This is a genomic window from Enterococcus avium ATCC 14025, assembly GCF_000406965.1.
Classification (GTDB): domain Bacteria; phylum Bacillota; class Bacilli; order Lactobacillales; family Enterococcaceae; genus Enterococcus_A; species Enterococcus_A avium.
In genome coordinates this window covers 1,245,164-1,270,351 of the sequence record NZ_KE136357.1, presented here as the reverse complement: position 1 = coordinate 1,270,351, position 25,188 = coordinate 1,245,164, and the positions used below count along the sequence as shown (strand labels likewise).

Annotated in this window: 27 protein-coding genes; 11 read left to right on the top strand and 16 right to left on the bottom strand. The window is 40.3% G+C overall.

The genetic code is table 11. The features are described 5' to 3' along the window. The 3 genes from OMU_RS06050 to OMU_RS06040 form a co-directional block, all read right to left on the bottom strand. A partial coding sequence (locus OMU_RS06050) for an IS91 family transposase (protein ID WP_040005607.1) occupies positions 1 to 543 on the bottom strand: 543 nt, incomplete at its 3' end. 1,019 nt (positions 544 to 1,562) lie between these two features. Continuing rightward, positions 1,563 to 2,879 carry a sensor histidine kinase gene (locus OMU_RS06045; protein WP_016179084.1) on the bottom strand — a complete coding sequence of 439 codons (1,317 nt, stop codon included), beginning with the start codon at positions 2,877 to 2,879 and terminating at the stop codon, positions 1,563 to 1,565. Next, the gene (locus OMU_RS06040) at positions 2,872 to 3,564 is read right to left on the bottom strand and encodes a response regulator transcription factor (RefSeq protein ID WP_016179083.1); all 693 of its coding nucleotides are present in this window, start codon (positions 3,562 to 3,564) and stop codon (positions 2,872 to 2,874) included. The genes OMU_RS06045 and OMU_RS06040 overlap by 8 nt, the downstream gene beginning before the upstream one ends. Positions 3,565 to 3,815: 251 nt before the next feature. Here OMU_RS06040 and OMU_RS06035 point away from each other — a divergent pair, with 251 nt between their 5' ends. The 6 genes from OMU_RS06035 (at position 3,816) to OMU_RS06010 (ending at position 8,185) form a co-directional block, all read left to right on the top strand. Next, positions 3,816 to 4,775, top strand: coding sequence for a WD40/YVTN/BNR-like repeat-containing protein (locus OMU_RS06035; protein WP_016179082.1), 960 nt, complete (start codon positions 3,816 to 3,818; stop codon positions 4,773 to 4,775). A gap of 279 nt (positions 4,776 to 5,054) precedes the next feature. Further along, on the top strand, positions 5,055 to 5,531 hold the full coding sequence (locus OMU_RS06030; protein ID WP_016179081.1) for a GyrI-like domain-containing protein: 477 nt from the start codon (positions 5,055 to 5,057) through the stop codon (positions 5,529 to 5,531). A 341-nt stretch (positions 5,532 to 5,872) separates the two neighbouring features. Next, a complete protein-coding gene (locus OMU_RS06025) occupies positions 5,873 to 6,511 on the top strand; it encodes a TetR/AcrR family transcriptional regulator (RefSeq protein ID WP_016179080.1) in 639 nt (212 codons plus the stop codon). Next, positions 6,504 to 6,791 (top strand): DUF998 domain-containing protein, encoded by a 288-nt coding sequence (locus tag OMU_RS23880; protein ID WP_016179079.1) that lies wholly within the window; start codon positions 6,504 to 6,506, stop codon positions 6,789 to 6,791. The genes OMU_RS06025 and OMU_RS23880 overlap by 8 nt, the downstream gene beginning before the upstream one ends. 29 nt (positions 6,792 to 6,820) lie before the next feature. Next, positions 6,821 to 7,135: a hypothetical protein gene (locus OMU_RS23875; RefSeq protein WP_256277620.1), complete on the top strand. Its 315-nt coding sequence runs from the start codon at positions 6,821 to 6,823 to the stop codon at positions 7,133 to 7,135. 264 nt (positions 7,136 to 7,399) lie between these two features. Then, a complete protein-coding gene (locus tag OMU_RS06010; RefSeq protein ID WP_016179077.1) occupies positions 7,400 to 8,185 on the top strand; it encodes a glucosaminidase domain-containing protein in 786 nt (261 codons plus the stop codon). 130 nt (positions 8,186 to 8,315) lie between these two features. Here the strand turns inward: OMU_RS06010 and OMU_RS06005 are convergent, their stop codons facing one another. The 3 genes from OMU_RS06005 to OMU_RS05995 are packed head-to-tail and all read right to left on the bottom strand — an operon-like array spanning position 8,316 to position 10,829. Further along, complete coding sequence (locus OMU_RS06005; protein WP_016179076.1) at positions 8,316 to 8,603, bottom strand: hypothetical protein; 288 nt, start codon at positions 8,601 to 8,603, stop codon at positions 8,316 to 8,318. 25 nt (positions 8,604 to 8,628) lie between these two features. Further along, entirely contained in the window at positions 8,629 to 9,927 is a 1,299-nt protein-coding gene (locus OMU_RS06000; protein WP_016179075.1) for a PTS sugar transporter subunit IIC, read from the bottom strand. A gap of 35 nt (positions 9,928 to 9,962) precedes the next feature. Beyond that, on the bottom strand, positions 9,963 to 10,829 hold the full coding sequence (locus OMU_RS05995; protein ID WP_016179074.1) for a MurR/RpiR family transcriptional regulator: 867 nt from the start codon (positions 10,827 to 10,829) through the stop codon (positions 9,963 to 9,965). Between the two features lie 177 nt (positions 10,830 to 11,006). On the opposite strand from OMU_RS05995, the gene OMU_RS05990 reads away from it, so the two are divergent. Next, positions 11,007 to 11,891 carry a BadF/BadG/BcrA/BcrD ATPase family protein gene (locus OMU_RS05990; RefSeq protein ID WP_016179073.1) on the top strand — a complete coding sequence of 295 codons (885 nt, stop codon included), beginning with the start codon at positions 11,007 to 11,009 and terminating at the stop codon, positions 11,889 to 11,891. Between the two features lie 3 nt (positions 11,892 to 11,894). Continuing rightward, a complete protein-coding gene (locus OMU_RS05985) occupies positions 11,895 to 12,977 on the top strand; it encodes a DUF871 domain-containing protein (RefSeq protein WP_016179072.1) in 1,083 nt (360 codons plus the stop codon). A 108-nt stretch (positions 12,978 to 13,085) separates the two neighbouring features. Here the strand turns inward: OMU_RS05985 and OMU_RS05980 are convergent, their stop codons facing one another. Further along, complete coding sequence (locus OMU_RS05980) at positions 13,086 to 13,613, bottom strand: hypothetical protein (protein ID WP_016179071.1); 528 nt, start codon at positions 13,611 to 13,613, stop codon at positions 13,086 to 13,088. Between the two features lie 350 nt (positions 13,614 to 13,963). Between OMU_RS05980 and OMU_RS05975 the strand changes: the two genes are divergently transcribed. Continuing rightward, positions 13,964 to 14,668, top strand: coding sequence for a TetR/AcrR family transcriptional regulator (locus OMU_RS05975; RefSeq protein WP_016179070.1), 705 nt, complete (start codon positions 13,964 to 13,966; stop codon positions 14,666 to 14,668). Then, the gene (locus OMU_RS05970) at positions 14,658 to 15,476 is read left to right on the top strand and encodes a CPBP family intramembrane glutamic endopeptidase (RefSeq protein WP_016179069.1); all 819 of its coding nucleotides are present in this window, start codon (positions 14,658 to 14,660) and stop codon (positions 15,474 to 15,476) included. Before OMU_RS05975 ends, OMU_RS05970 begins: the two co-directional genes overlap by 11 nt. A 180-nt stretch (positions 15,477 to 15,656) precedes the next feature. Here OMU_RS05970 and OMU_RS05965 read toward each other — a convergent pair whose 3' ends face one another. From OMU_RS05965 to OMU_RS05930, 8 genes are all read right to left on the bottom strand, one after another. Then, positions 15,657 to 16,268, bottom strand: a complete 612-nt coding sequence (locus tag OMU_RS05965; protein ID WP_016179068.1) for a helix-turn-helix domain-containing protein — start codon at positions 16,266 to 16,268, stop codon at positions 15,657 to 15,659. Positions 16,269 to 16,687: 419 nt separating this feature from the next. Then, on the bottom strand, positions 16,688 to 17,041 hold the full coding sequence (locus OMU_RS05960; protein WP_016179067.1) for a PTS glucitol/sorbitol transporter subunit IIA: 354 nt from the start codon (positions 17,039 to 17,041) through the stop codon (positions 16,688 to 16,690). A gap of 37 nt (positions 17,042 to 17,078) precedes the next feature. Beyond that, positions 17,079 to 18,077: a PTS glucitol/sorbitol transporter subunit IIB gene (srlE, locus tag OMU_RS05955; RefSeq protein ID WP_016179066.1), complete on the bottom strand. Its 999-nt coding sequence runs from the start codon at positions 18,075 to 18,077 to the stop codon at positions 17,079 to 17,081. 13 nt (positions 18,078 to 18,090) lie between these two features. Next, positions 18,091 to 18,642: a PTS glucitol/sorbitol transporter subunit IIC gene (gene srlA, locus OMU_RS05950; RefSeq protein ID WP_016179065.1), complete on the bottom strand. Its 552-nt coding sequence runs from the start codon at positions 18,640 to 18,642 to the stop codon at positions 18,091 to 18,093. Between the two features lie 2 nt (positions 18,643 to 18,644). Next, positions 18,645 to 19,127, bottom strand: a complete 483-nt coding sequence (locus OMU_RS05945; protein WP_016179064.1) for a transcriptional regulator GutM — start codon at positions 19,125 to 19,127, stop codon at positions 18,645 to 18,647. A gap of 1 nt (position 19,128) precedes the next feature. After that, positions 19,129 to 20,976 carry a BglG family transcription antiterminator gene (locus tag OMU_RS05940; protein ID WP_034875964.1) on the bottom strand — a complete coding sequence of 616 codons (1,848 nt, stop codon included), beginning with the start codon at positions 20,974 to 20,976 and terminating at the stop codon, positions 19,129 to 19,131. Between the two features lie 20 nt (positions 20,977 to 20,996). Continuing rightward, complete coding sequence (locus OMU_RS05935) at positions 20,997 to 21,797, bottom strand: SDR family oxidoreductase (protein WP_016179062.1); 801 nt, start codon at positions 21,795 to 21,797, stop codon at positions 20,997 to 20,999. Between the two features lie 269 nt (positions 21,798 to 22,066). Beyond that, positions 22,067 to 23,515 carry a glycoside hydrolase family 1 protein gene (locus OMU_RS05930; RefSeq protein ID WP_016179061.1) on the bottom strand — a complete coding sequence of 483 codons (1,449 nt, stop codon included), beginning with the start codon at positions 23,513 to 23,515 and terminating at the stop codon, positions 22,067 to 22,069. Positions 23,516 to 23,695: 180 nt separating this feature from the next. Here OMU_RS05930 and OMU_RS05925 point away from each other — a divergent pair, with 180 nt between their 5' ends. Beyond that, on the top strand, positions 23,696 to 24,493 hold the full coding sequence (locus tag OMU_RS05925; RefSeq protein ID WP_016179060.1) for a MurR/RpiR family transcriptional regulator: 798 nt from the start codon (positions 23,696 to 23,698) through the stop codon (positions 24,491 to 24,493). 22 nt (positions 24,494 to 24,515) lie between these two features. On the opposite strand, the gene OMU_RS05920 is transcribed toward OMU_RS05925, so the two are convergent. Beyond that, positions 24,516 to 24,983 carry a GyrI-like domain-containing protein gene (locus OMU_RS05920; protein WP_016179059.1) on the bottom strand — a complete coding sequence of 156 codons (468 nt, stop codon included), beginning with the start codon at positions 24,981 to 24,983 and terminating at the stop codon, positions 24,516 to 24,518. Positions 24,984 to 25,188: the final 205 nt, after the last annotated feature.

Genomic DNA, 25,188 nt, shown 5'->3' with positions numbered 1-25,188 from the left:
GTCATAGTCCTTCCATTTTCCATCCTTCGTCAGTCCACCCATGGTGACGACTAAATGAACATGCGGATTGTATTCTAGCTGAGAACCGAAGGTGTGGAGTGTTGCCACAACCCCAGCTTGTATATGGTGCTTTCTAAAAAAATCTAATAGTATCCGTGCAGCTTCATCCATTAATCCTTTTAAAAGCTCCTTACGATACTTCTCCTTCAGAAAAATCTCACGTAAACCTTCATCGATCGTGAAGATGACGTGTCGATGCGTCACTGTAAACAGATCATTCGCCGCAACCTCTGCCCACCGTTGACTTTCCCCAGTTGCACAAGTTGGACAAAATTTCCCTTTACAACGAAAAGCCACTTTCTTTACATCATGGCATCCTTCACAGACAAATAGACGATAACCTTTTTTAAGGTCACCACAATCGCGAAACTTCTTCACTTCTCTTTTCACAACGGATCGAATCCTTCTTGTGTACCTTTGATTGAATTTCTCCCAGTTTTGATATTCATCAAAGAAAATGGCGTGTAAAATATTGGGTTTCATATCTCCAGTTTAATAGGAAAAAGACCAGATGAAAAGCGGTCAAAAGATTGATGTATCAATCCTTTGACCGCTTAAAATGTTATACTTCCTTTAATGTCAAGAAAGGCTTCGCAAACTCGCTCAGCTTTTGAGCACCAGGTAGGTACTGTTCCACATCAGCTCTGCAAGCAATCACTGTGTGTCTCAGCAATAAGACCAAAATATTTCTAAATTGCCAAGAAACACAGTGAATGAAGAGAACTGATGTTGATTGGTACCTACTCGGTGTTTCTCAAATTTCGAAATATTTTTGCTTATTGCCGATATGCTAGTTCTGCTTAATGAAGTTTAGCAGTAACTGTATGCGTAGCTTGCGTAGAAAAGCTAGTTCGTGAAGCCGGACATGGATATTCCTGCTGTAAAGTGATTTATTTATGTAAAAATTTTATACTCCCTTTAAGTACAAAAAGTCTATTCATCGGTTCCAATGAATAGACTTTTCAACTTTATAGTCCGTCGCCGTTTACTTGGCGAAAAAAAAGGAGCATTTGTCACTATTAAACCAACTAAAATAGTAGCTGAAGTAGTAATTTAATAGAACATGTAAAAGAAAAACGTAGTCCGAATTTTTCATTTAAAAATAGAGCAAAATAGCACCCAACTCCAATCTCCTATTTGGTATCATTGTGTCGGTCAGAAAAAAGCATGTTAACAACTATGGTGAGAATCAATGACAGTACGAGAGAACGCATCAGCATTTCTTTCACCTCCATTTCTGTAATGCCTCTGATATGAAAGTTACTATTGTGAAAGCTACTATACAGTACCTAGCTATAATGAACCTATAATCAATAGACTTTTTCATGAAAGGAATTACTATTTGGCTGTTTGGCTGAAATTATTGTCCGAATATTTTCTGATCAATTACCACTGATGACAGATCAAAAAAGAAGATTGATTAAGGCTTGGCTTTCGAAAACAAAAACACCCGCCAATCATAGGCGAGTGTTCAATCAAAGTCTGCTAAACATGCAGGACAGTTATTTATTAGTCGAGAATTGTTTCTTTAAAGGCAGACGAATCGTAAACTTAGTCACCTCATTTATTGTGCTTTCGACATTGATGGTTCCACCCAATTGCTCAATGATCCCTTGGGCAATGGATAAGCCTAAGCCATAGCTGCCCTCGTATTTTTGGCGAACCTCATTGGTACGGTAAAAGCGATCAAAAATTTTGGGTAGGTCTTCTTCGGAGATGCCAACACCGGTATTCTGAAAAATGATGATCCCCTCACGTCCTTTAGCTTCTAGCGAAACATCTAACCCACCCTTTTCGTTTGTATATTTGCTGGCATTATCAATAAAAATATCGAAAAGCTGCTGAAGTAAGATTTCATCCGTTTTTATCATAACTTTCGTTATATTTTTATTGACTGTCACCTGTTTCTCTTCGAATTTAGTTTCATAATTGGCTAGCGTATTTGTAAGCAGCTGATCCACTTGAACATTCGACACGTTCAGTTGTTCAAATCCGCTATCGGCCCTCGCTACGGTAAGCAATTTATTGACGAGTCCATTCATTCGTTTCGTGCCGCGGGAAATATTATCCAGCCATTTCAACTGATCTTTGATAGTATCCTCCTGACTCGCATACAGAACATCAACATTCGTTGAAACAATGCTTAGCGGTGTCTTCAATTCATGAGAAGCATCGGCGATAAACTGCTTTTGCTTTTTCCAAGCCTCTTCCATCGGACGTAACGCGCGATTCGTAAAGAAAGCAATCACTAAAAAGAAGAAGATGATCAATCCTAGTCCGACAACGATCAAGGTGGTTCCCAGAGAAGCTACGCTTTTCTTCGAATCGGTAATATCTAAAAAGCGCATGAGATACGTTTCGTCCTTCTTCTGATCAGCTTGATTTTGATCGCTATCGCCATAATCAAAATTGGCAATGGCAGGTGCCACAACATATTGCCATTCCCGCCCGTTCATTTTTATGACCCCGCCCTCACGATTTTTCCAGGCATATTTTGCGGCCTGATTGTATTGCTTTTTCGAAAGCTTCAAGGCAGAATCTATCATAAACGGCTTGCCGGATTTGTCTACCAGCATATTGAAATAAACGCCTGCCCCTGTCACGATGCGACTAATTTCCATCGTATCCGCGTTCTTCTCATCGAAGCTGACCTTGCCGCCCGTGATCCGCAGCTGCTCGGCTTGGTTCAATTTCTCATAATTATCCGATTTTTGCTTCAAATAGGTCGTTAAAAAAATCGTCGCAAAGGCCGCAACTAGGATAAGCGTCACAAAGCCAGTCGTCATTACGATCAGGCGTTTTCTAAATTGCTTAATCATCGTCTTCACCTTGCGTAAATTCTAAGCGATAGCCTAAATTTCGAACGACCTTGATCTGAGCGACACTCTCTACTTGGCGCAGCTTCTTTCTCAAAAGGGATACATGCATCTCAACATGATTGTATTCAGCCTCCGAATCGTAGCTCCAAACCTTTTCAATCATTCGATCCTTCGAGGTCAATTGAGGGTAATTGGCTACTAGAATTTCCAAAATATTCGCTTCTTTTTTTGTTAAATTCCGCTCTCCCATCTGCGTTTTTAACTGCAAATTGTAAGGATTCAGTTCAAAATCACCAAAGGAAAGCAGACCATCGATTTTAAATTCGCCTTTTCGCCTGCCTAATGCCTTCAGTCGAGCCAGCAATTCTTGGTATTGGAATGGTTTGCACAAATAATCGTCCGCCCCGCTATTCAGACCGTCAACCCGATCATCCAACTCGCCTTTTGCCGTCAGCATCAGGATCGGAATATCAATACCCGCCTCCCTTGCTTCCTTTAAAATCGTCAAGCCGTCTTTGTTTGGCAGCATAATATCTAAAATCGCTAAATCGTATACGCCTGAAAGCAAACAATCCAGTCCATATTCGCCTTCTTCTGCAATATCGACCAAGTAGCCTTGCTTCTTTAAAATTTGAGCAGTTGCTTCCGCTAACATCGCTTCGTCTTCAACTAGTAAAAGTTTCATTTAACGTCCTCCTTCTTCCTCTTTTTCTGCAAAAAGTCGGACCAACCTTCTCAATGCTCTTTTCAATTATAAAGGATGAACCTCTAATGAAGCTTGAATCGCTAAACATAACACACGTAATGAAAGAATTTTTACAAATACTAAAGACTTTTTTGACTAATTATAAAAAAATACACCCTTTTTTCGATTACAGCTTCATTATAGGTTCGCCAATTATAGTGACTATATAAAATAGAAATGAGGTCGTGCATATGAAAAATAGGAAAATTCCCAACAATTCAACTAAAACAACCTGGTCCACTATTCTACGAGATATTCCTTTTACAGTAAGAGTAGTCGTATTCGCGATATTGATCGGACTTTCAGTTGTCTCCTACAATATTGGAAAAGCCATAACTGAAACGAAGATCAATAGTCAAACAGAAGTTACCTTTCCAAGTAAACGCAACAAAAAAACAACGGTAGACGATGTCAAAATCAGGCGCAATAATGGACGCTGGGAGTTTTCTTCTGATGAAGGTCTCTCATGGTCCACTACACCGCCCGATGGCATTTATGAAGACGAAGACGGGCGTTTACGCTACCAAAACTCCAAATCAGAAACCATCACCTCCGCTAAAAACACCTTTAAATTCCCCTTCAGTGACCAAAAGGGAAACAGTACAATTATGAAGCAGGAAGACGGGAAATGGACCTTCTCCTCTGATGGAGGAAAAACCTGGACGGAGAAAAAACCAGACGGTGTGGTAGTCGATAAAAATGGGAAGCTGACTTGGAAAAGCACTGACGGAAAAAAAGTCTCCACCTTTGATCCAAACGAAAATCAATGGAAATATTCTGAAGATGGAGGGAAAACCTGGTCAGATCCGCTAACAGAAATCGAAGACTGGCTCGAAAACGGCTTTACCGTTCCCGTTGAAGGCGGCGTCTCGATGAAAATCAACGATGGGAAAATCCAATATTCCACGGATGGCGGGAAAACTTGGTCAGATCAAGCCCCTGAAGGCTTTGAAGAGAATGTGAAATCAGTGATCACCAAACAATCAGAAGACGGAAAAACACTGTATTCAACCGATGGCGGCAAGTCCTGGTCAGAAGAAAAACCTGAAGGATACGAGATTCCCAGTGTTCAGGATATCTTGGACTCCCTTCCCAACGACATCCTGCCAAAGGACAAAGATTTAGATGAAAGCCAATCTACTGCGGTTTAAAACAAGAAAACAAAGAGGTATTGGTACCTCCATAAGAAAAGTATGGCGCCAACCTCTTTGTCATGACTTTCACTTATTACTTCTCTGCCTAGTCTTACTGGTTCTATTAAACAGTGATGAATGACCAATTTAAGCGCTCAGCAGCACGATTTTAGCGACAGGAATTTGTTTGGTGTATCGATTCCTAGGACTGAAAACAAACTGAGCACTGGAGAACAAGCCCAGCGTCGACGAATTTGTTATGCTTCTTTTAAATACAACTGAAAAGAGGATTCTATCATGACAAAAATAGCTGATATTATGGTCAAACAATTACCTGAACAGCACATGCTGACGCATCGTAAAACGATCAATTTTTTCGAAGAGTACGCAGAATTTATGGGAGAAGCCATCGGCAGAATTCTTAAGCTAATTGAAGAAAACGAGGCATTCCCCAGCAGCGGACCCATCGTCTGCTTTCATAATGTTGATCTGAAAGCTTTAGATGTAGAAATCGGTTTTGCCACTCCGAAACCTCTCAAAGCACAGAACGAGCTGCATACTCTGACCCATCCGATTCGCACAATCGCTGTGACAATTGATCGAGGGCCTTATGAACAACAAGATCCCACACTTGAAGCCCTTATGAAATGGATACCTGAAAATGGTTATGAAGCGCTCGGTGGTATCTACTACCATTATTTAAACGACGAAAAGCAGCCAGAAAATGAGTATTTAACCGAGATGTATATCCCTATTCAAAAACTGGTTGAGTAATCAAAAAAGCCCAACAAACTATCCGCGAAATTTTCGGATAATTTGTTGGGCTTTTAATTGGAAGTGCGGCGCAAAACGAAGTGATCCTAATTAAAAAATAGCCGTTTAATTAGTTAATCTGTACATCTTTAAGCAATCACTTTTATGCAGCTTTTCAATCATGAGATTTAAGCATTTAATTCATTGTCTAAGCTCAACACCAGAGGTAATGTACTACTAAAAAAGGCTGAAGGCGCGGGATTATTTCGGTATGCTAAAAAAAGAATTCAATTGACAGGCTAATAACTTTTATCTAAGATGAAAGAAAAGCTAATAAACATTAGCCAAAAGGAGTGCAGACCATGAGCAACCTTTCTACAAAAGAACGAATAATCGCAGAAGCCTCTCACCTTTTTGCTAAAAAGGGCTACGATGCGGTCAATGTCGAAGAGATCGCACGGGCAGTCGGAATTAAGGCACCGTCTTTGTATAAGCATTATAAGAACAAAAAGGAAATATTCGATGCCGTTGTACAAGCAATGAATACTCGTTACGAAACAAATATGGCGGCGTTGCAGATGAATGGACACGATGGTAAAACAGATGCGGGTGCTTTCGAAACGATGTCTGAAGAACAGCTTGTAGAGATCGGCAATAAGCTCTTTGCTTTCTTTTTACATAATGATTACGCCGCCAATTTCCGCAAACTGTTGACGATCGAGCAGTTTCAAAACAGTGAGCTGGCCGCAATGTTCACGAAGCAATACGCAGACGATCCGCTTTCTTATCAAGGAATGCTATTTTCGATGCTGACGCAAGCAGGTGTCATGCAGCCAAATGATCCTAAGATTATGGCGTTGCAATTTTACGCGCCGATTCATTTGCTGCTGACGATTTGCGATCGGCAACCAGAAAGAGAGCCGGAAGCGTTGATAATGCTGGAGCAGCATATTCGCCAATTCAATGAATGTTATCGAACAGGAGCGAATGCCCATGGATAAGAAAAGAAACCTAATTCAATGGCTAGGATTATTTGGCATGGTTAGCTTCTTATCCTACATCGCAGCGTTGGTTTTCAGTCCGCTAGCTTATCCCGGATACAACTGGATGGCACAGGCGGTCAGTGACTTAAGCGCAGATAATTCGCCTTCCAGAATTTTGTGGAACCAGCTCTCTTCCCTATCTGGCGTCGGCAGTGTCGTGTGTGTCATGCTCGTGTGCGTCTATATTCAAGGGAGATTGAGCAAATCCATACGCATCGGATTTATCTATTTGCGGTAATGATGTGGTTATCCGCAGTGGGATATACCATGTTTCCCTTAACTGACAGTGGTTTTGCTGGAACCTTCCAAGATGTCATGCATGTCGTCGTGACCGTCTTAGTCGTGGTCCTTTCGATCACGTCCCTACTGACTATTACGATTGGCAGCTTTCGTAGTAATCACTATCGTTCATTAGAAATCTGGGCCGCTGCTGCACTTTTACTTATGGTCACCGGAGCCATTGGTATCAACGTAGTGCCAATCCAATACTTCGGTATCCCTGAACGGTTCAGTGTGATTGCGGCGATGGGGTTTAATGCGGTTTTGGGTGTTTATTTGTTTCGAGGATTTGGTGGAGAGTGACTTAATAAAACAGTGTTCTCAAATAAAAATTCATCCTTACGTTGAAGCGGATATCTCGTACACATCGCAGAGTAAATTAAATTAAACTTGTGAAAAAAGGCAAGAAAATCGATGATCAGATTTTCTTGCCCTTTATTGTTTGTGGGAAGATTTTTAAGTCAGTTGCCCTGTCTGCTTTTACTCTGTTTTCTTCTTTTTTATGTCTTTTTTTCGGCAACATAAGTGCACCTATATTCCCCTATAATAATGAAGAGGTGATTAATCATGTCAGCAGATTACAATTCAGGTTCACTGGTTAATGCTGGTAAAACTATTTCTGAACAGAATATTAACCGGATTATTCAACATTCCAAAAAATATCAGTTGAAACCAAGTTTTTTAATCGCTCAAATGTTTATCGAAAGTCATTGGGGCGATCCCAACATATCCATTGTCGGGAGTATTGATAACAATTGGAGCGGAATTTCTGAACCATTCACCGCCCCACCCGACTTAGGAATACGTATACGACGAGGGAGTGCGAAACCGACAAATGAAGGTGGGTATTATGTCCATTTCAATACTTTGGATGACTATTTCAGCGCCTATGCCTTTCTTTTATCTAATAGAAATGGGATTTATAAGGTCGAAGGAAAAAGTACGATAGAGGATTTTTGTAAAGGCTTGTTCAGAGTTGGCGGTGCGAAGGCTGATTATGCCGCAAGTGGGTATCAACATTATCTAAGTATGTTAGTGCCTACCTACAATGCCATTAAAAAACAAAATCCGAATAAATTAGAAGCCATTGACACTAGCACAATAACGAATGAAAGGAATGAATTTGGTATGTTTATTTATTATCAACCGCAGGCATCAGGAACTGCTAACGATATCTACGGTGTCTGGGGCAACAAACGATTCCATTTGAATAATATGGATAAGGTTGGTCATTTTAAGAATATGGTCAAGGGAGCAACAGGCATCGACTGTAAAGAATATCAATGGGAACGAGGCAGTGAACAGATCAAAACGGTGGAAAGCTTTACTGAATTGCAGAAAACGGTGATTTAAGAGAAGAATTCAAAAAACCGGAAGCAAGCAAAACCGAAAGACTCGGTTGTCACTTGTTTCCGGTTTATTTTTCATTAGAATCTTTTTCTAATGAATCGAAAAGCAGAAAGCATACTGCCTGATTTAAGCTCTATTTCGTTTTTGCTTGAGTAGGGTATCGACTATTCATCGCTTCTACATACTTTCTCTGCTCGATCATAAAATTGACCGCAAAAACTGCGCACAATGCATACAGGAAGATATTTACCTGCTCAGATAAATTTGGCAATAAAACATTTGGAAGAATCATAATTAGAAAGGAAGCAAAAGCCCAAATCCAACGATGAATTCGAATGCCTGTTTTCTTTAAATTATTTAATAAAAATTGACTCACAGTTAATACAATGAAGAAAAATGCGAATACAGCGATCCAGTACATCGTTTCCCACCCTCTCTTTTAAAACTTATTCTGCAGCGCTTGCTTCTACCTGCGCCATTTCATCTTGGACCATCTTCTTGTCATAGGCTTTTACGAAAGGATAGTAAATAATTCCTGCGACAAGGAGGTTCACAACAATCAACACCACGACGCGCCAATCATTCCCGGCACTCAAGAACCCACCAATTGGAGCTGGAAGCGTCCATGCCTGATACGTCGTAAAGCCGTTGACGATCCCCAGCTTAATAGCTGAATAGGAAATTGTCGTCAATACTAACGGAACTAGATTAAACGGAATGAACATATATGGATTCAAAATCATTGGGGCTCCGAACATCATTGGTTCATTGATATTGAAAATCCCAGGAATCAAGGTGAAGCGTCCGACTTCTTTTAGAAATTTTGATTTACAAATGAACAGGAATAATGCGGCAACAACTATGGTCGCACCTGCTCCACCAATCGTCACTGTCCATTGATAAAATTGTTCTGGTGCGATATAAGGAAGCTTTGTAGCCGATGTTCCTGATGCTAACGCTTTAGCATTGTCGTCTAACATCACTAGCCAAATTGGACGGATAACAGAGCCGACAATACTCATCCCGTGAATCCCAAACGACCACAATAAATGGATAAAGAACATTGGCAGTAAGGCACCAAATAAGTTGTTTCCAAGTAATCCAGTAATTGGTTTAAACATTGCCATTAAAGCCGAATTCACATCAAAGCCAATGATATCGCGGATGATCCACAATGTGATCAAAACGACTGCCCCCGGAATCAAGGCTTCAAACGACCGGGCAACTGCTGGTGGTACTTGTTCGGGCATTTTGATCGTGATTTTCTTTTTGGTGAAAAAGCGATAAATTTCAACAGAAAAGATCATTGCTAAGATTCCTGAGAACATCCCAGAAGCTCCCAATGATGCCATCGGTAAAACAAAGCCTAATGGTGCGTCAGCAGGCGTGGTCACATTCACAGGCATTTGCAGCATGAAAAATGCACCTAGCGACAATACCCCGCCGGTTGTTGGATCGAGCTTGTAGGATTTGGCAAGATCAGACCCCATGATAAAGGTCGCATAGATCGCCATCAAGCCCATGGTCATCCGAAATGGCAAAGCAATCGTTGCGCTATATGGGGCTAATAAGTCAGCTAATGGTTTATAAGGAATATTTACAAAAATAAGAAAGAAACTACCGATTAAAATGAGCGACAACGTCGACACTACACCATTACGAATGGCTAATAGATGCCGTTGTGTCCCTAGTTTAGACATTGGCGGCACAAGTTTTTCTTCAATAATCTTCATGAATTTATCCATGGTACTTCTCCTTTTTTAACAATAGATTGTTTGTATCATTTATTTTTATAGAAATGGTTCTTGTAGTCCTTCACAAATTTCGCTGATTGATTCAACTGAGAAATGCTTGATTCGTAATTCCGACTCACAAAATCATAAAAGATAATATCAATAGCCATAAACTGTAATAGTAAGGAATCCGTCGCAGCAATTCTTCCCGGTAATTCGATCGGCTGGCTCGTATGAATTTCCACATCACCTAGCTCAGAGATGGTATTGCTGCCCTTTTTAGTCATCGTAATGATTGGAACCTTTCGTTCTTTAGCGATTTGAGCTGCATATATTGCTTCTGGGGTTTCTCCTGAATTGTCTACTACCCACAGGGAATCCTCAATTCCAGCATTTGCTACTATCGGCAATAGATCATTCACATTATTAAAAGCGATAACAATAGTGCCAACACTTCCCCACTTTTGGGCAATATCTTGAGCTACTAGATTAGAAACACCGATACCTAAAACAAGTAACCGTCTTGAACGAGCAACTATTTGGCTAAGCTGATGGATTTGATCATCGTCTATTTCTTCAACCGTTTCAGCTAAAGAATTTTGAGTATTCACTAGTAAGCGTTCTTTGATGGAGCTGATTTCTTCATTTTCACGTACTTCTGGCTGTATTTTCCGACTAAGTTCTCCCCCGCTTAAATCCGCGGATAATTCTATTTTAAGCTGCGGGAAACCATAGACTTTTAACCGCTTACACAAACGGATAACAGCGGCACTGCTGGAATCAGCTGCTCTGGCTAATTGTTGAGCAGTCATTTCCAACACATCCTGCGGTTGGTCCAAAATAAACTGCGCGATTTTTAATTCTGATTTTGAAAACGCCTCTTGTTGTTCCTGAATTTTGGCAAAAATCGGCATCCTTGTTCCTCCCATAATGTTCTATCTTTACTAACTGACCTCCTTCAATCTTTCTTTTTTCTCCCCTTTTTTAGAAATTCGATTTCATTTCTTCACAAAACTTGAAATAAAATTTCATTTCAGATACAATGTAAACGTATTTTTATTCCATGTCAAGTATTTTGGAGGAAAAAATCTATGTATTATAGAATAGGAATAGACAGCGGTGGAACAGTCATCACCGCTCAGGCTTACTCTGAAACAGGAGAATTACTGGCTGAAAGAAAGGCTGAACCAGGAAATAGTTTGGTCGATTTCAAGCAGACGAAACAAAATATTGAGAGCGTTTTAACAGAATTATTCGATAAATTGCCGATAGCTAATTGTGAGCTAATTTTAGCTGGTGTAGCCGGTAGTCAAAGTGCTGGAAACCAAAAAGAAATCGCAGAATTTATTGAACGGGCATTTCATCGTCCAGCAGTCGTCTTATCCGATGCTGAACTGGCAATGCTGAAAGGATTACAGGGAACAGACGGAATCTTGGTCATCGCTGGAACAGGTTCGATTGTCTTAGGCCAATTCAATCAAACAGCCTATCGAGCTGGCGGCTGGGGACATTTATTAGGGGATCAGGGCAGCGCCTATGATTTGGTGCGTCAGGCGTTTAAAGGAATGCTGGGAGAAGCGGATCGTGGAATCATCGGTGATTTAACAAAACTAATTTTGCCAATAATTGGCGTAGAAAATGTATTTGAAGCTGTTCAGCTGTTCAATCGTCTTCCTCGCAATGATTTGGCGGCTTTTGGAAAAGCATTTGCAGAACACGGCACTAAAAACCAAGCCTTCCAAAAGATTTTAAAGCGTTGCGGAAAATGTTTAGGCCTTCAGGTTTTGGCAATCCTTGATCAAATAGGTCCGAGCGCAAATCAAAGTAAAATTGCTATTACAGGTTCCGTTTTAACAAACAATCAAGTGCTCAAAGATAGCTTTGAACAAACAATCAAACATAACTATCCCGAAGTGGCGTTGATCCCTTTAGTTGGTACAAATGCTTCTGGGGTACTTTATTACAAAGGAGAATAAACCATGACATTTAGACAATTAGGACTTTCCATTTATCCAGACCATAGTGATTTTTCAAAAGACAAAGACTATTTAGAACTGGGGAAAAAATACGGATATTCTCGACTTTTCATGAGTATGCTTGAAGCGGACGACATCCTTGCCACCAAACAAAAATTCAGCAGGATCATTGCTGTGGCGAAGGATTTAGGCTATTTAACCATCATCGATATCTCTCCTCGCATCTTTGAAAAACTGGGGATCAGCTATCAGGATCTGCGCTTTTTTGCGGAATTAGGCGTGGATGGGATTCGTTTAGATCAAGGATTTGATGGAAATACCGAAGCACTGATAAGCTATAATCCTTATGGACTCATCATCGAATTGAACATGAGCAATGATGTCGCTTACCTTGAGAATATTTTGAGTTATCAAGCCAATAAACCATATTTATTCGGCTGTCACAATTTTTACCCACAGGTGGGAACTGGCTTAACAGAAGAGTTTTTCCTAGAATGCAGCGAACGATTTAAGAAGAATGGCATTCATACCGCCGCCTTCGTAGCCAGCCAATATGGAGAACAAGGTCCTTGGAATGTGAATGATGGCTTGCCTACTTTGGAAAGTGATCGTTATTTGCCAATCGAGGTACAGGCAAAAAAATTATTCGCCACTGGCCTCATTGATGATGTCATCATTGGAAATGCCTATGCTACTGAAGAGGAATTGAAGGCACTGGCAGAACTAGATCGTTATCAGCTTCAATTGAAGGTGGATTTTTTAGCGGAGACAACAGAATTGGAACGAAAAATCGCTTGTGAGCAGCAGCATTTTCGCCGTGGCGATACGAATGCCCTTGTCGCTCGCTCTACACAGTCACGTGTTATTTATAAAAACGAAGCGAATCCTCCTCATGACAACGACATGACATTTGAATTTGGCGATATTTTAATCGGAAACGACCGCTTTGGAATTTACAAAAATGAATTGCAGATCGTATTAACACCGCATAAGGATGACCGTAAAAATAAAATTGGAAGAATTTCAAAAGATGAAATTGCCCTCATCAATTATTTGAACCCGTGGACGAAATTTAAACTGGTGTGAGTCCTTTTCAAAATCACCAAAATTAAACTATCCACTAAGTTCAGCACTAAAAAAGAAGAAGTATCGCTGCTGGATACTTCTTCTTTGCCTATTCTAATTTGCACTCGTCTATCGTATCTGAGTCGCGCACTTATTGCAATAAACACTGAGTTCTTTTTGAAAGCGTTCATCAACCTGAGTTGTTTTGTGCTTATCCATTAATTGGAACGTTTTTTCCCCTACCACCATCTCCGCAATATTAGTATTTCCGCAATAAGGGCATTTTAACTTTTCGTTTTTGAAGCGTTCCGCATAAGAGCGCGCTCTTTTTCGTTCCTCCATGAATACGCGACATCTATTGATTAGCTCAATCTCTTGATAGTTCAGCTCTCTTACTTCTAGCTTGTCCGCATCCGTCACATTTGCGTATTTAGCATATTTTTCTAAATTTTTCTGTGCTCGCACTAAAGAATCGAACATCATTATACTAGCAATCTGAAGCACTGGTACGGGTATCTTATCTTCTGGAAATTGACTAGGATACAATTCAGTTAAATGGACATAATTCTTTCGGTTCTGAAGATAAGTTCCTGAAATGTAGCCTCCCACTTCCGCCTCATAATGAATGCCATACATTCTTTTATAATCCAATTTCACCAACCCCTTCTTGATAACGCTCCTTTTCTTTCGTGGCTCAAAGAAATTCTCACAAAAAATTAACGGGATCATTTATATGAACACTGTAACCGAAAAATATTTCTCATTAAATGATAGCATTTCGTTTCTTTCTTTTGGTTCTCAATATTTTTTCTTTTATTTAGCATTTTGAATAAATCAAAGCTGTGACTGAACCATTTACCCACCTCTTTCAATGTGGTAACCCCTATTGATCGAATAAAAATGAACACATTGTCATTTTTATGTTGACACCTAATGTTCGCACTGCTATCATCTAAAGTGAACAGTGTGTCATTTATTTTTATAGGTAGACATAAGGAGGAAGCAGCATGCCAAAAGTGAGTGAAGATTATTTTAAGAAAAAGAGAGACGAAATTCTGGATGCGGCTTATCAGGTAGTGATGGAAAAGCCTATTTACTCCGTTTCATTACGGGACATTATCCAAAAAAGCGGGTTAAGTCAAGGTGGCATTTATCGCTATTATTCAGGATTAGATGATATTTTGATCGCCCTGATCAATCGTGAATGTCCGGCCTGTGATATGGAGCAAGAGGTGAACGCTATTTTGTCTTTAGAGCTTGTCCCTGAACAAACATTGGAGCAGCTATTTCGGCTTTGGCAAAATGAGGTACTGAAAAACTATGTCGGCGCAGGAAAAATTTATTTTGAGGTCACAAATATGTATGCTAACGATTTGGAACGTCTGGAGCATTTCAGATCTGAAAATCGTCTAGGAGCACAGGAGACGATTTTTCAAGAAAAATGTTTCGGCTGGTTAGCAGAAAAAATTCAAGCAGGTTATTTTCAACCAAAAACGTCCATTGAAGATCTTCTATTATTTATGGGAACTGCTTTTGATGGAATGATACGGGATTTGATCTTAGCTCGTCACTACAAAATCGGTGAAGCCTATGAAAATGCGATGCAGCTTGATCCTGATAAATTGGTGACAACTTTATACTTATCTACCGTTCTCCTACTGAGCGGCGATGTATCAAAACGAAAAAATGGAGGGTTATCAAATGAAAAGTAATCAAAGTGGTTTGAAGGTCTATTTATTGTTGGTATTCTTAGTTCCGTATTTATTGTGGGGGATTATTCTGCTGGCGCAGGAGCTTGGCTGGTTTAATTATGGCGAGTCCTTTTCTGTTATCCTTGTTGTTCTTGCCGCAAATTGTCCGGCAATCGCTGCCTTTTTTGCATTCCGCCGGGAGCAAACCGATTATTCACTGAAGAAATTTGCTAAATCATCTTTTGACATCAAACAAAAGCCTGTCTATTATGGTCTGCTTGTGTTATTCGTAGTGCTATTTTTTGCGGTACCTGCTTTGCTGGGAGGCATCGCGACTGAGGTTAGCCCATTTTCTGGTGGGACTGCCGCTGCTGAACGCTTCCCCATCTGGATGACGCTACTGATTTCTCCCTTATTCTTTTTCGTTGGCGGATCAGAAGAGCTTGGCTGGCGCAACTATTTACAGCCGACGCTTGAGAAGAAATTCTCTTTCATCCCTGCAACACTTATTACCTCGCTGATTTGGGTCGCATGGCATTTGCCACTCTTTTTGATCGTCGGTACATCGCAAAATTCCAGCAACTTGCTATCCTTCTCCTTCTACGCCATCGGTGCCTCTTTTGCAATGGCGGCTATTCGTCGGGTGACGAAAAGCACGTGGTTGTGTGTCATGTTTCACTGTATGACCAATGCGATGCAGGGTTCGTTGCCGCTGATCGATGATTTGTTCATCAAGCTCGTAGGAGCCATCGTATTAGTAGCTGCTGCACTTATCGTCATTGCATTCCATCACACTTGGTCTCAACGTCAATTAGCTCTGGAAAAATAATGCTATTCCCAATACATCAACTAAAAAAGGTACTGTGGCAGGATTCTTGTCACAGTGCCTTTTTCCGACGCTTTATAAAAATTTGAAAAACAATTTTCGAAAATTCCTTCTTATTTCTTGAAGCTGACCACTTCTGTCACAACTTCGCTTTTAGCTATAAATTTCTACTACTTTAACAGACTACTGCAGAATGTAGCCTTTTCCCCAATAGGTCTTGATTCTTTTGTCTGTGTAGTTGCACTCATCTAGTTTTCGATTGATCTTTTTGGCTAAGTTAGATAGCTGTGATTTTCTTGAGCTTGATTCATCTTCTCCCCAAATTAACCAGCACATGTCCTCTCTGGCAATTGTTTTTCCTTCCTGCAGATTCTCAAAAAACAATTGCTCTTGCTTGCTTAATTTTCGATTGAATTCTTCTATCGAGGTTGCCATTAAGTGTTCATCATTTTTAGTGTTTAGGATATCCAAAAGCTCCCTAATTTCTACAAAAGATCGATCAACATACAAGACGTCCAACTTTTCCTTTGATGCGGGAATTTGCTGTCCCTCTTCAACATTTATGCGAATAATTTGCCCATCAAATAAAGAAGAGGATTCCTTCACTATGGTTAAGAATTCCTTTTCCGATAATGTTTCGCTCAAAAATAGACAATCAAAGACACTTCCGCAATTAGCCAATAAGGAGTTATTCCGTTCATTTCTTGTCACGAATACCTCGTGATTTAAAACCTGTAATTCTCGTTGTAATTCTAACTCATGAAAAATATTTTTGGTCAGTACTAATATTCTCATTTCTATCCCTCCATTAATCATCTATCGATTTCGTTCATTTTTTCTAATTTTTTTGTGTGGATTTATTTCAATTCTATTATGTTTCATTTCCCTACCTTAGAAACGTCATTATCGATTAAAAATAATAAATTTTGAGTCTTGATTTACTAAAAATAAATGAAATCATTCTAAATTAGAAAGTTTATCAACGATTAATTTGCTGATAGCGAGTCAAAAGCTACATTTCTTCTTCTATTTTCATTGCTGTTTAAGTGTTGAAAACTGTTATAAATATTGATATATCAAGTTTTTCTGTCGATATGCCATTTGTCGTAGTCATTTTTATTCCCATGACATGTTCTGTCTTGCTTGTTCCATTTTTGCTGAAAAAAAATCTTGGCAAGTACCACGTTAGTGATACTTGCCAAGAAAATTCGCTGTTAATAAATACTGATTTTCGTTCCGATTTGAATATCAGGCAGGTTCTTTTCTTCTACATATAATGTTCCTGGAAGCTCTGCTTCTGCGGCACCATCAAAACGCACGGTGATATGCCCTAAATCGTCTAAATTCTTCTTAACCACATCTCCAACGGCTGTGATCTTATACGTCTGATCGTTAAAGCCAAAGGTCATGCCTGGCAAAATATCACCGGTTGAAGCCTTTAGCTCAATGTTGTAGCAATAATCAGCCAGCGTCTCAGGAGCTTCATCCCCGAAAAAAATCAGCATTTTTTCAGCCTGAAACATCTCTGCCTCTGGTCCAATGTTCGTTACGTGCGTCTCAAAAATCATCTTTTCATCTCTCCCAACAACTACTTTTACCTCTAGTTTAACTGTACATACCGAAACTTGCCAGCCACGCTACTAATACGCGAGGCACCCCATTTAAGAAACGGGAATACAAAACGGATGGTACTCCGACTTCAACAGTTTCTGCTTCTGCTTCCTCTAGACCTAAACCAACCGGAATAAAGTCTGCGGCATTTTGCGTGTTGATCGCAAACAATGCTGGTAACGCCAGCTGCGGCGGAATATTGCCTTTGCCGATTTCTACACCAATCAGAGTTCCTAGAATCTGACTGATTACTGCTCCTGGTCCTAGTAATGGTGACAGAAATGGCAGCGAGCAGATAAAACCGATAATGATCAAGCCAATCACGTTACCTGCCAATGGCTTCATCATATTGGCGAAAACTGTGCCAATTCCTGAACCTTGAATAATCCCGATTAACAATGATACGAAGGCCATGAAAGGAATGACCGTATTGATCATGGTTTGAACTCCTTCACGAGCAGACTGGTTGAAGGTGGCAACTACTTTTCCGGCTCCCATGCCAATCTTAGCGATAAAGCTTTGCTGCTCTGCTCGCTGTTCCGTGATCTTTTTATCTGTAGAGTACTTGAATTTCTTTTCTTCCTTTGGCGCTTCAGTCGGCGCAACGACTGCTTCACTTTCATCAGCTAACGTGATCTGATCTATTCCAACTGCGGACACATAGATTTCTTCTGTAATATATTGTGCCAATGGACCGCTTTTACCCGTCGGTACAATGTTGACAGTTGGAATATTTTTCTTTGGATAAATCCCGCAACGTAAGGTTCCACCGCAATCAATAATCGCTAAGGCAATTTCATCATCTGGGATCGAAGTTTTAAAGCCGTTAACTGGCTCCATACCACTCAGTTCAACAATTTTGTCAACAATTGCCGGTTTTTCACCGCCGCCGGTTACGTAAATAAATTTATGCTTTTCTTCTGTCGGTGTAATGACTAATGGTCCGCCAAATCCGCCGTTGCCTTTAACAATCTTGATACTCTTGTAAGTCATTCCTTTTCCTCCTCTACTCTACTGTTCGTACGTCTTTACTCAGCTCAATGCCTTGCTGCTTGCAAACAAAAGCTGTCGTAAAGTCTGTGACCCAGCCGCCAATAAAGTTCATAACAACTCCTACCAGCATATAACGAATCGCTAGTTCCATTGAATTCAAGCCTAGTGCCGTAATCCCTTGAGCGATCCCCATCCATACGAACAGTTCGCCAGGATTAATATGAGGAAAAACTCCGTTGCTTGTGTGACAGAACTGTGCTTGCGACGCGTAGTAGCTTGGTTTATAGTACTCTGGTAAGAAACGAGCCATCGTAAAGGACATCGGGTTCCCCAGCATGAAGGCTGACAGAAACGGTAAAATCAAATAGCGGGTAAAGGGATTTTTAGAAGAAGCCTGCGCGACCTTTGTTACTCGTTCTTCTCCTAGAAAGGCAATTAGAGTATTCATTGCCACCATTAATAGTAAGACAACCGGGACGATCCCCGTCATCCAGCTGATAAATGTTTCAGCACCTGTTTGGAAAAGGCCCATGAAGCCTTCTGCGAATTTAATTAGAAAATCCATTTTTATACACTCCTTTTAGTAAATTTTGTCTGAATTGCTTGTTTTAGCATCGTTACTTTCAGCCCTACGTTCATCGCTGGTGAAACTGGCTGACTTTCTTGATAATTGCCCTTTTCAACTTCCAAATAGACTTTTTGCGCGTTCATCGCGGCTTGACGAGTCAATTTATTTTCCTTCAATAAGACTGGATGATCCGCAGATAGCTCATGAATATCCAAGCCGATGAATTGCGGGCGAGGTTTGAAGCGAGCCAAGATTGATGTTCCTTGCATCATCTCTGCCTCTCCGATTTTTCCTGTCGTATCTACAGCAAACAAAAGAAGTGTCCCTGAAGCAATCTTTCCCGGTCGTCTGCCGATAGCCACCTTGCCTCTTCTTCGCATCCGTCCATATACCATATTGAAATTTTTAATTTGCTTTAAGCCTAAAAATGTCTGAACAATGTAAGCAACAAGAGCAATAGCGCCTAAAAAAAAGATATTCATCTTAGACTTCCCCTTTCGTTAATAGCTGTGTATATTCTTCCTTAGAAACGACTTCCTTTACCTTTTTACGCAGGCTCGGACTGGAAGATATGGTAAAAATGGTATCGTAGAAACTCAACAGCTCGTCTTCGGCCTCCATCGTTAAATCGACTGGAATAGCGACTAAAAAGACCAGCTCAATTTCTTCGATTGACGGTTTTTCAGGATACGAACCAATAAAGGCAATAATCTGATCACTTTGATTATTAATACCATGAGGAAACGCAATCCCGTTTTCAATGACCGCCGACTCCTCCTGCGATTTCTGCAGGATATAGGATTTAAAGGCGCCATCGATCCACTTTTCAGCTTCAAGCTGATTCAGCATTAGCAATAAGTTCTCTTCATATGATTTTTGACTGTCCAGTGTCTTAAAATTAAAATGAATGTTCTCAAATGAAGCCGCTTTTGATGCAATAATCCGCTTCCACTCGCCTAAAAGCCAATTATCATTAAAAAGATCCGTCAGCTTAATCAGCGTCGTAGGAACGCTGGTTTTATTTAGCGGAATCGTTGTAAAAATAGCAAAATAGCGATTCAAATCCTTCGTTTGATATTCTTCCTCTGAATAATGAGCGATCCGAATATTCGGCCCCAGTACATTGCCTAGCTGACGCTTCAGCATCAAAGCCGTTCCTTTTCCGGTATTGCAGACAATCGCAATTTCTTTAAATTTCCCGCTGGTATCTGCCTTAAGTGCTAACTCATAATAAATGGCCAAATAAGGAATTTCTGCGCTACACTGCGGCTTGTTCAAAACATCTGCCAACGCACGAATACCGATCTCTGCTAATTCACAAGCAAATGCGTGCTTTGTACGAAAATCACGTCCAAAGATATCAGCTGTCTGTACGCGAAAAATAATTCGATTAATTAAAAACATAAAATGAGCTCGCAAATTTTTAAATAGCTGATCTTCATCAATAGCGATAATGACTGACTCGTGAATGGTCGTCATCATGCTTTTAAACAGCTGATGAACAATTGAATTGTCCGCTACTTCTTCATCCACTATGTTGTTGTTGAAAATATTCAAAGGAAAGCACAGAAAGTCAAATTCAAACTGGCTTAAGGTCACGCTGTAGCTTTCTTCAATCGTCACCCGCAGCTCTTCTACTTGTGCATCATCACTGAAATAATTTACGTAATACGGAATCGCAGTCGGTAATGTATTCCCCTCTTGAATCCGATCCAAGGTTAAACCAATGACTTTTTTCCATAAGCCGGCAGTGCGAAAATCCAGCTTCTTCGTGATTGATATTTCTTCGATTACTAATAAAATCGTCTCACTTAAGCTGAGATATTCTAAATAATCATAGGCATGATGCAAGTACAGCATCCGCAGATCCGCTTCTTGTCCTTGCAGCAGCAGTCCTTTGTTAGGGGTTCCAATTAATGAAATGTTAAATTCCTGCAGCAGCTGCTTCAAATTCCGCAGGTCCTTATTTACCGTTGAACGACTGACCCCCAGAAGTTCTGACAAATCATCAATCATCACGTAATCCTGTCGTTTCATAAAACAATCAATTAAGACCGCCATGCGTTTACTGCTTGAATTAAAATCCATCTGTTGCTTTAAGCTGCCGTTCATCACTACCTCAAATTGCTTTGAATCAATCACCTTCAGCTGATAAACACCTGAGACTTCCACGATTTTCCCTACATGTTCCATTTGCTCATTTAGTAATTGAATCGTCTTTTTGACTGTTTGTGAAGTTGTATTGGTAATCAGCTCTAGCTCCTCTAGAGTTAGTCGATCTTGAGTAATAAAATGCTGCAATACTTGATACCAACGGTTCACCAACGCCATCATATTACCCCGCTTTCACCTTAGCCTCTTGTTTTACCACCTGCGACATTGGTTGTAACACCAGTGATATAACTTGCTCGGTCAGATAGATAGTAGCATACTAGATCTGCCACTTCACTTAACTTGCCGCTTCTTCCTAATGGTATTGTGGTGGTTTTACTATAATTTTGACGTAATTCATCAACGGTGATTCCGCGAGTATAAGCCAAGGCTGTTTCATACGAGAGAGTTCGTAAGCCTGTTTCCTCCATGATCCCTGGAGCAATCCCGACCACACGTATTCCCTGTTTGCCCAGCTCCTTCGCCCATGAACGAGTGTAGCTGTTCACTGCAGCCTTGGTTGCCGCATAAGCACTTTGACCTTCAGAGCCTTCCAATCCGCTTTCTGAAGACATATTGATAATCACACCTGATTTCTTTTCTACCATGATTCTAGCAACTGCTTGACTCATTAAAAAGAGGCCTTTTTGATTAATCCCGCAAATTTTGTCAAAAACATCTACAGATAGTTCAAATTCGCCATGGGGCTGTTTTCCATCCACTAATAATCGTGGTACATTGATGCCTGCATTATTGACCAACCCATCAATGGTTCCAAACTCCTTTACTACTTTTGCTACATTTGCCTCGACCTGTTCCTTGGATGAAATATCTGTCGCAAAAAAGCGAAGATTTTCATGAGTTTGCTTGCCTTCCTTAAGATCAAAGTTCGCTACCTTCACACCAACCTCCAGCAATTCCGTGACGATACTCGCTCCAATACCTGATGATCCCCCTGTAACAATGACCGTTTTGCCTGCAATGTCTAACCAATCTGTCATAACACGTTCCTCCTATTTTTAATACACCCAAAGTATAGAACCCTTCATTCACAAAATTAATACGGTCTTTTTATGAACTTCATAAAAAAACGTGAACTAATTCAAGAGTGCCTGAAAAGGAGGAAGCACAACTGGCGCTGTTTTTGTAGAACTTTCTAAGGAACTTAATTTCTACATCAAAAATAGCACGCATAGAAAATGATCAACATCTTCTATGCGTGCTATTTATTATGTCTTATTCCATTATTTTTTCTCTCTTATAATGGCACTTAAGTCAAATCCGCCCCATTTGTGGCAATGACTCTTTTATACCAATCAAAGGAATCTTTTTTCGAACGTTTCAATGTTCCATGTCCTTCATCGTCCAAATCAACGTATATAAAACCATATCGTTTAGACATCTGACTCGTGCTTGCGCTGACTAGATCGATACAGCCCCAGGGTGTATAGCCCATTAGCTCGACTCCTTCATCAATGGCCTGTTCCATTTCCTTAATGTGATCACGGAGATAATCAATGCGGTATGGATCATGTATAGCTCCGTCTTCTTCTACAACATCTTTCGCCCCTAGACCATTTTCAACAATGAATAAGGGAATTTGATAACGATCATACAGCTTATGCATGGTGATTCTTAGACCCACAGGATCAATCTGCCAGCCCCAGTCGCTGGCTTTTAGATAAGGATTTTTCTTAGAGCCTAGTAAATTGCCTCCCACTTCTTCTCCATCTTTTTCGTGGGTAGCAATACTGCTCATATAATAACTGAAGGACATATAATCAACCGTGCCTTCTCGCAAAATTGCGTCATCGCCGGGTTCTTTTTTGATTGTAAGCTTATTATCGCGGAAAAACTTGTTCATATAACTAGGATAATACCCGCGAATTTGAACGTCCGAATAGAATAGATTGGTATGATCGCTATCAATACTTTCCATCACATCCAGCGGATTACAGGTATCTGGATAAGCCTCCATGCGAGCCAGCATGCAGCCGATCTTGGCATCTGGAATGATCTCATGACACGCCTTCACAGCTAGTGCGCTTGCAACGAACTGATGATGAGCCGCTTGAAATTGCGACTGCAGCATGTTGTCTGTTTTATCGGCCAAAATCCCGCCGCTTAAATACCCAGTCATTCCGATAATATTGATCTCATTGAAGGTCAGCCAATACTTCACCTTGTCCTTATATCGGTTGAAAAGAACCCGCGCATACTTTTCAAAAGCCGCGATCGTCTCACGAGACTCCCAGCCATTTTGTTTGAAGGCTAATTCCAACGGAAATTCATAATGTGAAATCGTAACAAGCGGTTCAATACCATATTTCAACAGCTCATCAAAAACAGCATCGTAAAAAGCCAATCCCGCCTCATTCGGCTCACTTTCATCGCCATTTGGGAAAATTCGCGGCCAAGAAATCGATAATCGAAAGGTTTTAAAGCCCATTTCAGCAAATAAGGCAATATCCTCTTTGTAGCGATGATAAAAATCGATCCCATACCGTTTAGGATAAATCCCTTCCTTATCCGCCATCGCTGCCTTGACATCCGCAGTGGTCATTGGCTTGGTGATGCCATGCATATTTGTACCATTTTCTTTAATATAACGGGCTGTGTCAGCGGTCGACCAAGCTTTGCCGTCTTCTAAAAAAGCGCCTTCAAATTGATTGGCCGCCGTTGCTCCGCCCCATAAAAAGTCCTTAGGAAATCCACTCATGCTCTTCATCCTTCCTTTTCCATTCAAGTCTATTGTATAATTGTTATACTTGATTTCCTTTATCTTATCATAAGAATGCCGAAGCGGATTTTCATGTGATAGGACCTATTTTCATTCTGCATTAGCTATTTTCACGTTTATGAAAATGAACGATTTGATTTGATTGGAGTGTGCCTAACCTTGTCTAATATCTTAGACTTTTTAACCTACTTAAATATCCATGGAAAAGAAACCAGCTATTCTAAGATCATTATTTACCTATTGACTCATTCAGAAGAGGTACAATCCTTGACGATTTCTGAAATTGCCGATAAATGCTATGTCTCGCCGGCTACGCTGACCCGTTTCAGCCGCCATTTTGATTTTTCCTCTTTTAATGAACTGAGGAAAACCTTGGCTCATTTGGTTGGCATGCCGCCTTACAACGGCTTACGGATGAATGAGCAGCAATACCAGCTGATCCAAAGAAACCCGCAAGCCTATCTGGAAAACTACAGTGAGGAAATCATTACCTCGATCCAAGACGTGCTGAAAACCATCGATATTCCTGAAATTGATCAACTGCTCAAAAAAATCCATGAGGCTCCCGAAGTTGTCTTGATGGGCTATGGTGCTACTTTGGAGATCGCTAAAGAAGTCCAGATGTCCTTACTTTCCAGCGGAAAAATTCTCTATCTTGGTGAAACCGAACCCTTGCAAAAGGAACTAATTCAAGGCTTGAATCAGGACGCCTTGATCCTTCTCATTTCTTCTTATGGAACATTGCTGACGAAGGACCCTGAACTGACGCGCTTAATTAATAATAGTTCCGCTCAGTCGATCTTTATTACACAAAATACAAAAAATACACTTACAAATTTATTTACCCAAACCATTCAGGTCACTAGCCAAAATTATGTGCAAATCGGAACCTACCCCTTAACTTTCTTTTTCGATTACGTGATCCGTCGATATGTTAGTCTCTTTGGACAAAAATAATCCAGAGAGGCTTTTTTAACGATTATTTCCCGCGTTTTTGAACAGCAATCCAAACCTCAGATTCTTTTTTCATATCCCCATTTGGATAGACCTCTAATTGATATTCAGCCGGCTCGTAGGTCGTTGTTGGGAAAAACTCTGAATATATTTTTGACCATATCTCCTGATCAATGAATCCATCCGCATCGGGACTTTGAACTTTTAACCATGTACTTCTCGGAATCGTCTTCATTACATAGCCTTCTGGAATTTCCTCGCCATCAAAAGGAGTCGCGATATAATACTGATAGCTCGCTCCATCATACGAAGAGCCATCCGCCAAACCTATAAGTTCCTTATTCTGCGATGTGGAATAATCTATCAATTCCTCCAAAGTCCCATCCTGGTTGCAGCACTTCCAAAATTCATCTGCCCGAACATTTTTGACAAATTGTTTTTCGACTTTCCCAAGTAATCGGAACGCTTCCATTTTTTCGATTTGAATTTCCACCTTGTTATCACCCTTTCCTTTATATCCTAATAATCCTGATTAACCGAATGGCTTTTCCGCTATAACTTTTTTTCCTCAATCCATTTTATCATCAATCGAATAGAAAAAAGATCCAATCATCTTTACTAATGATTGGACCAAAGAATATTTTCAGTTTCTAAGCTTTATTAATAATTATAGGAAAATGATTCGTTTAACTCGTTTT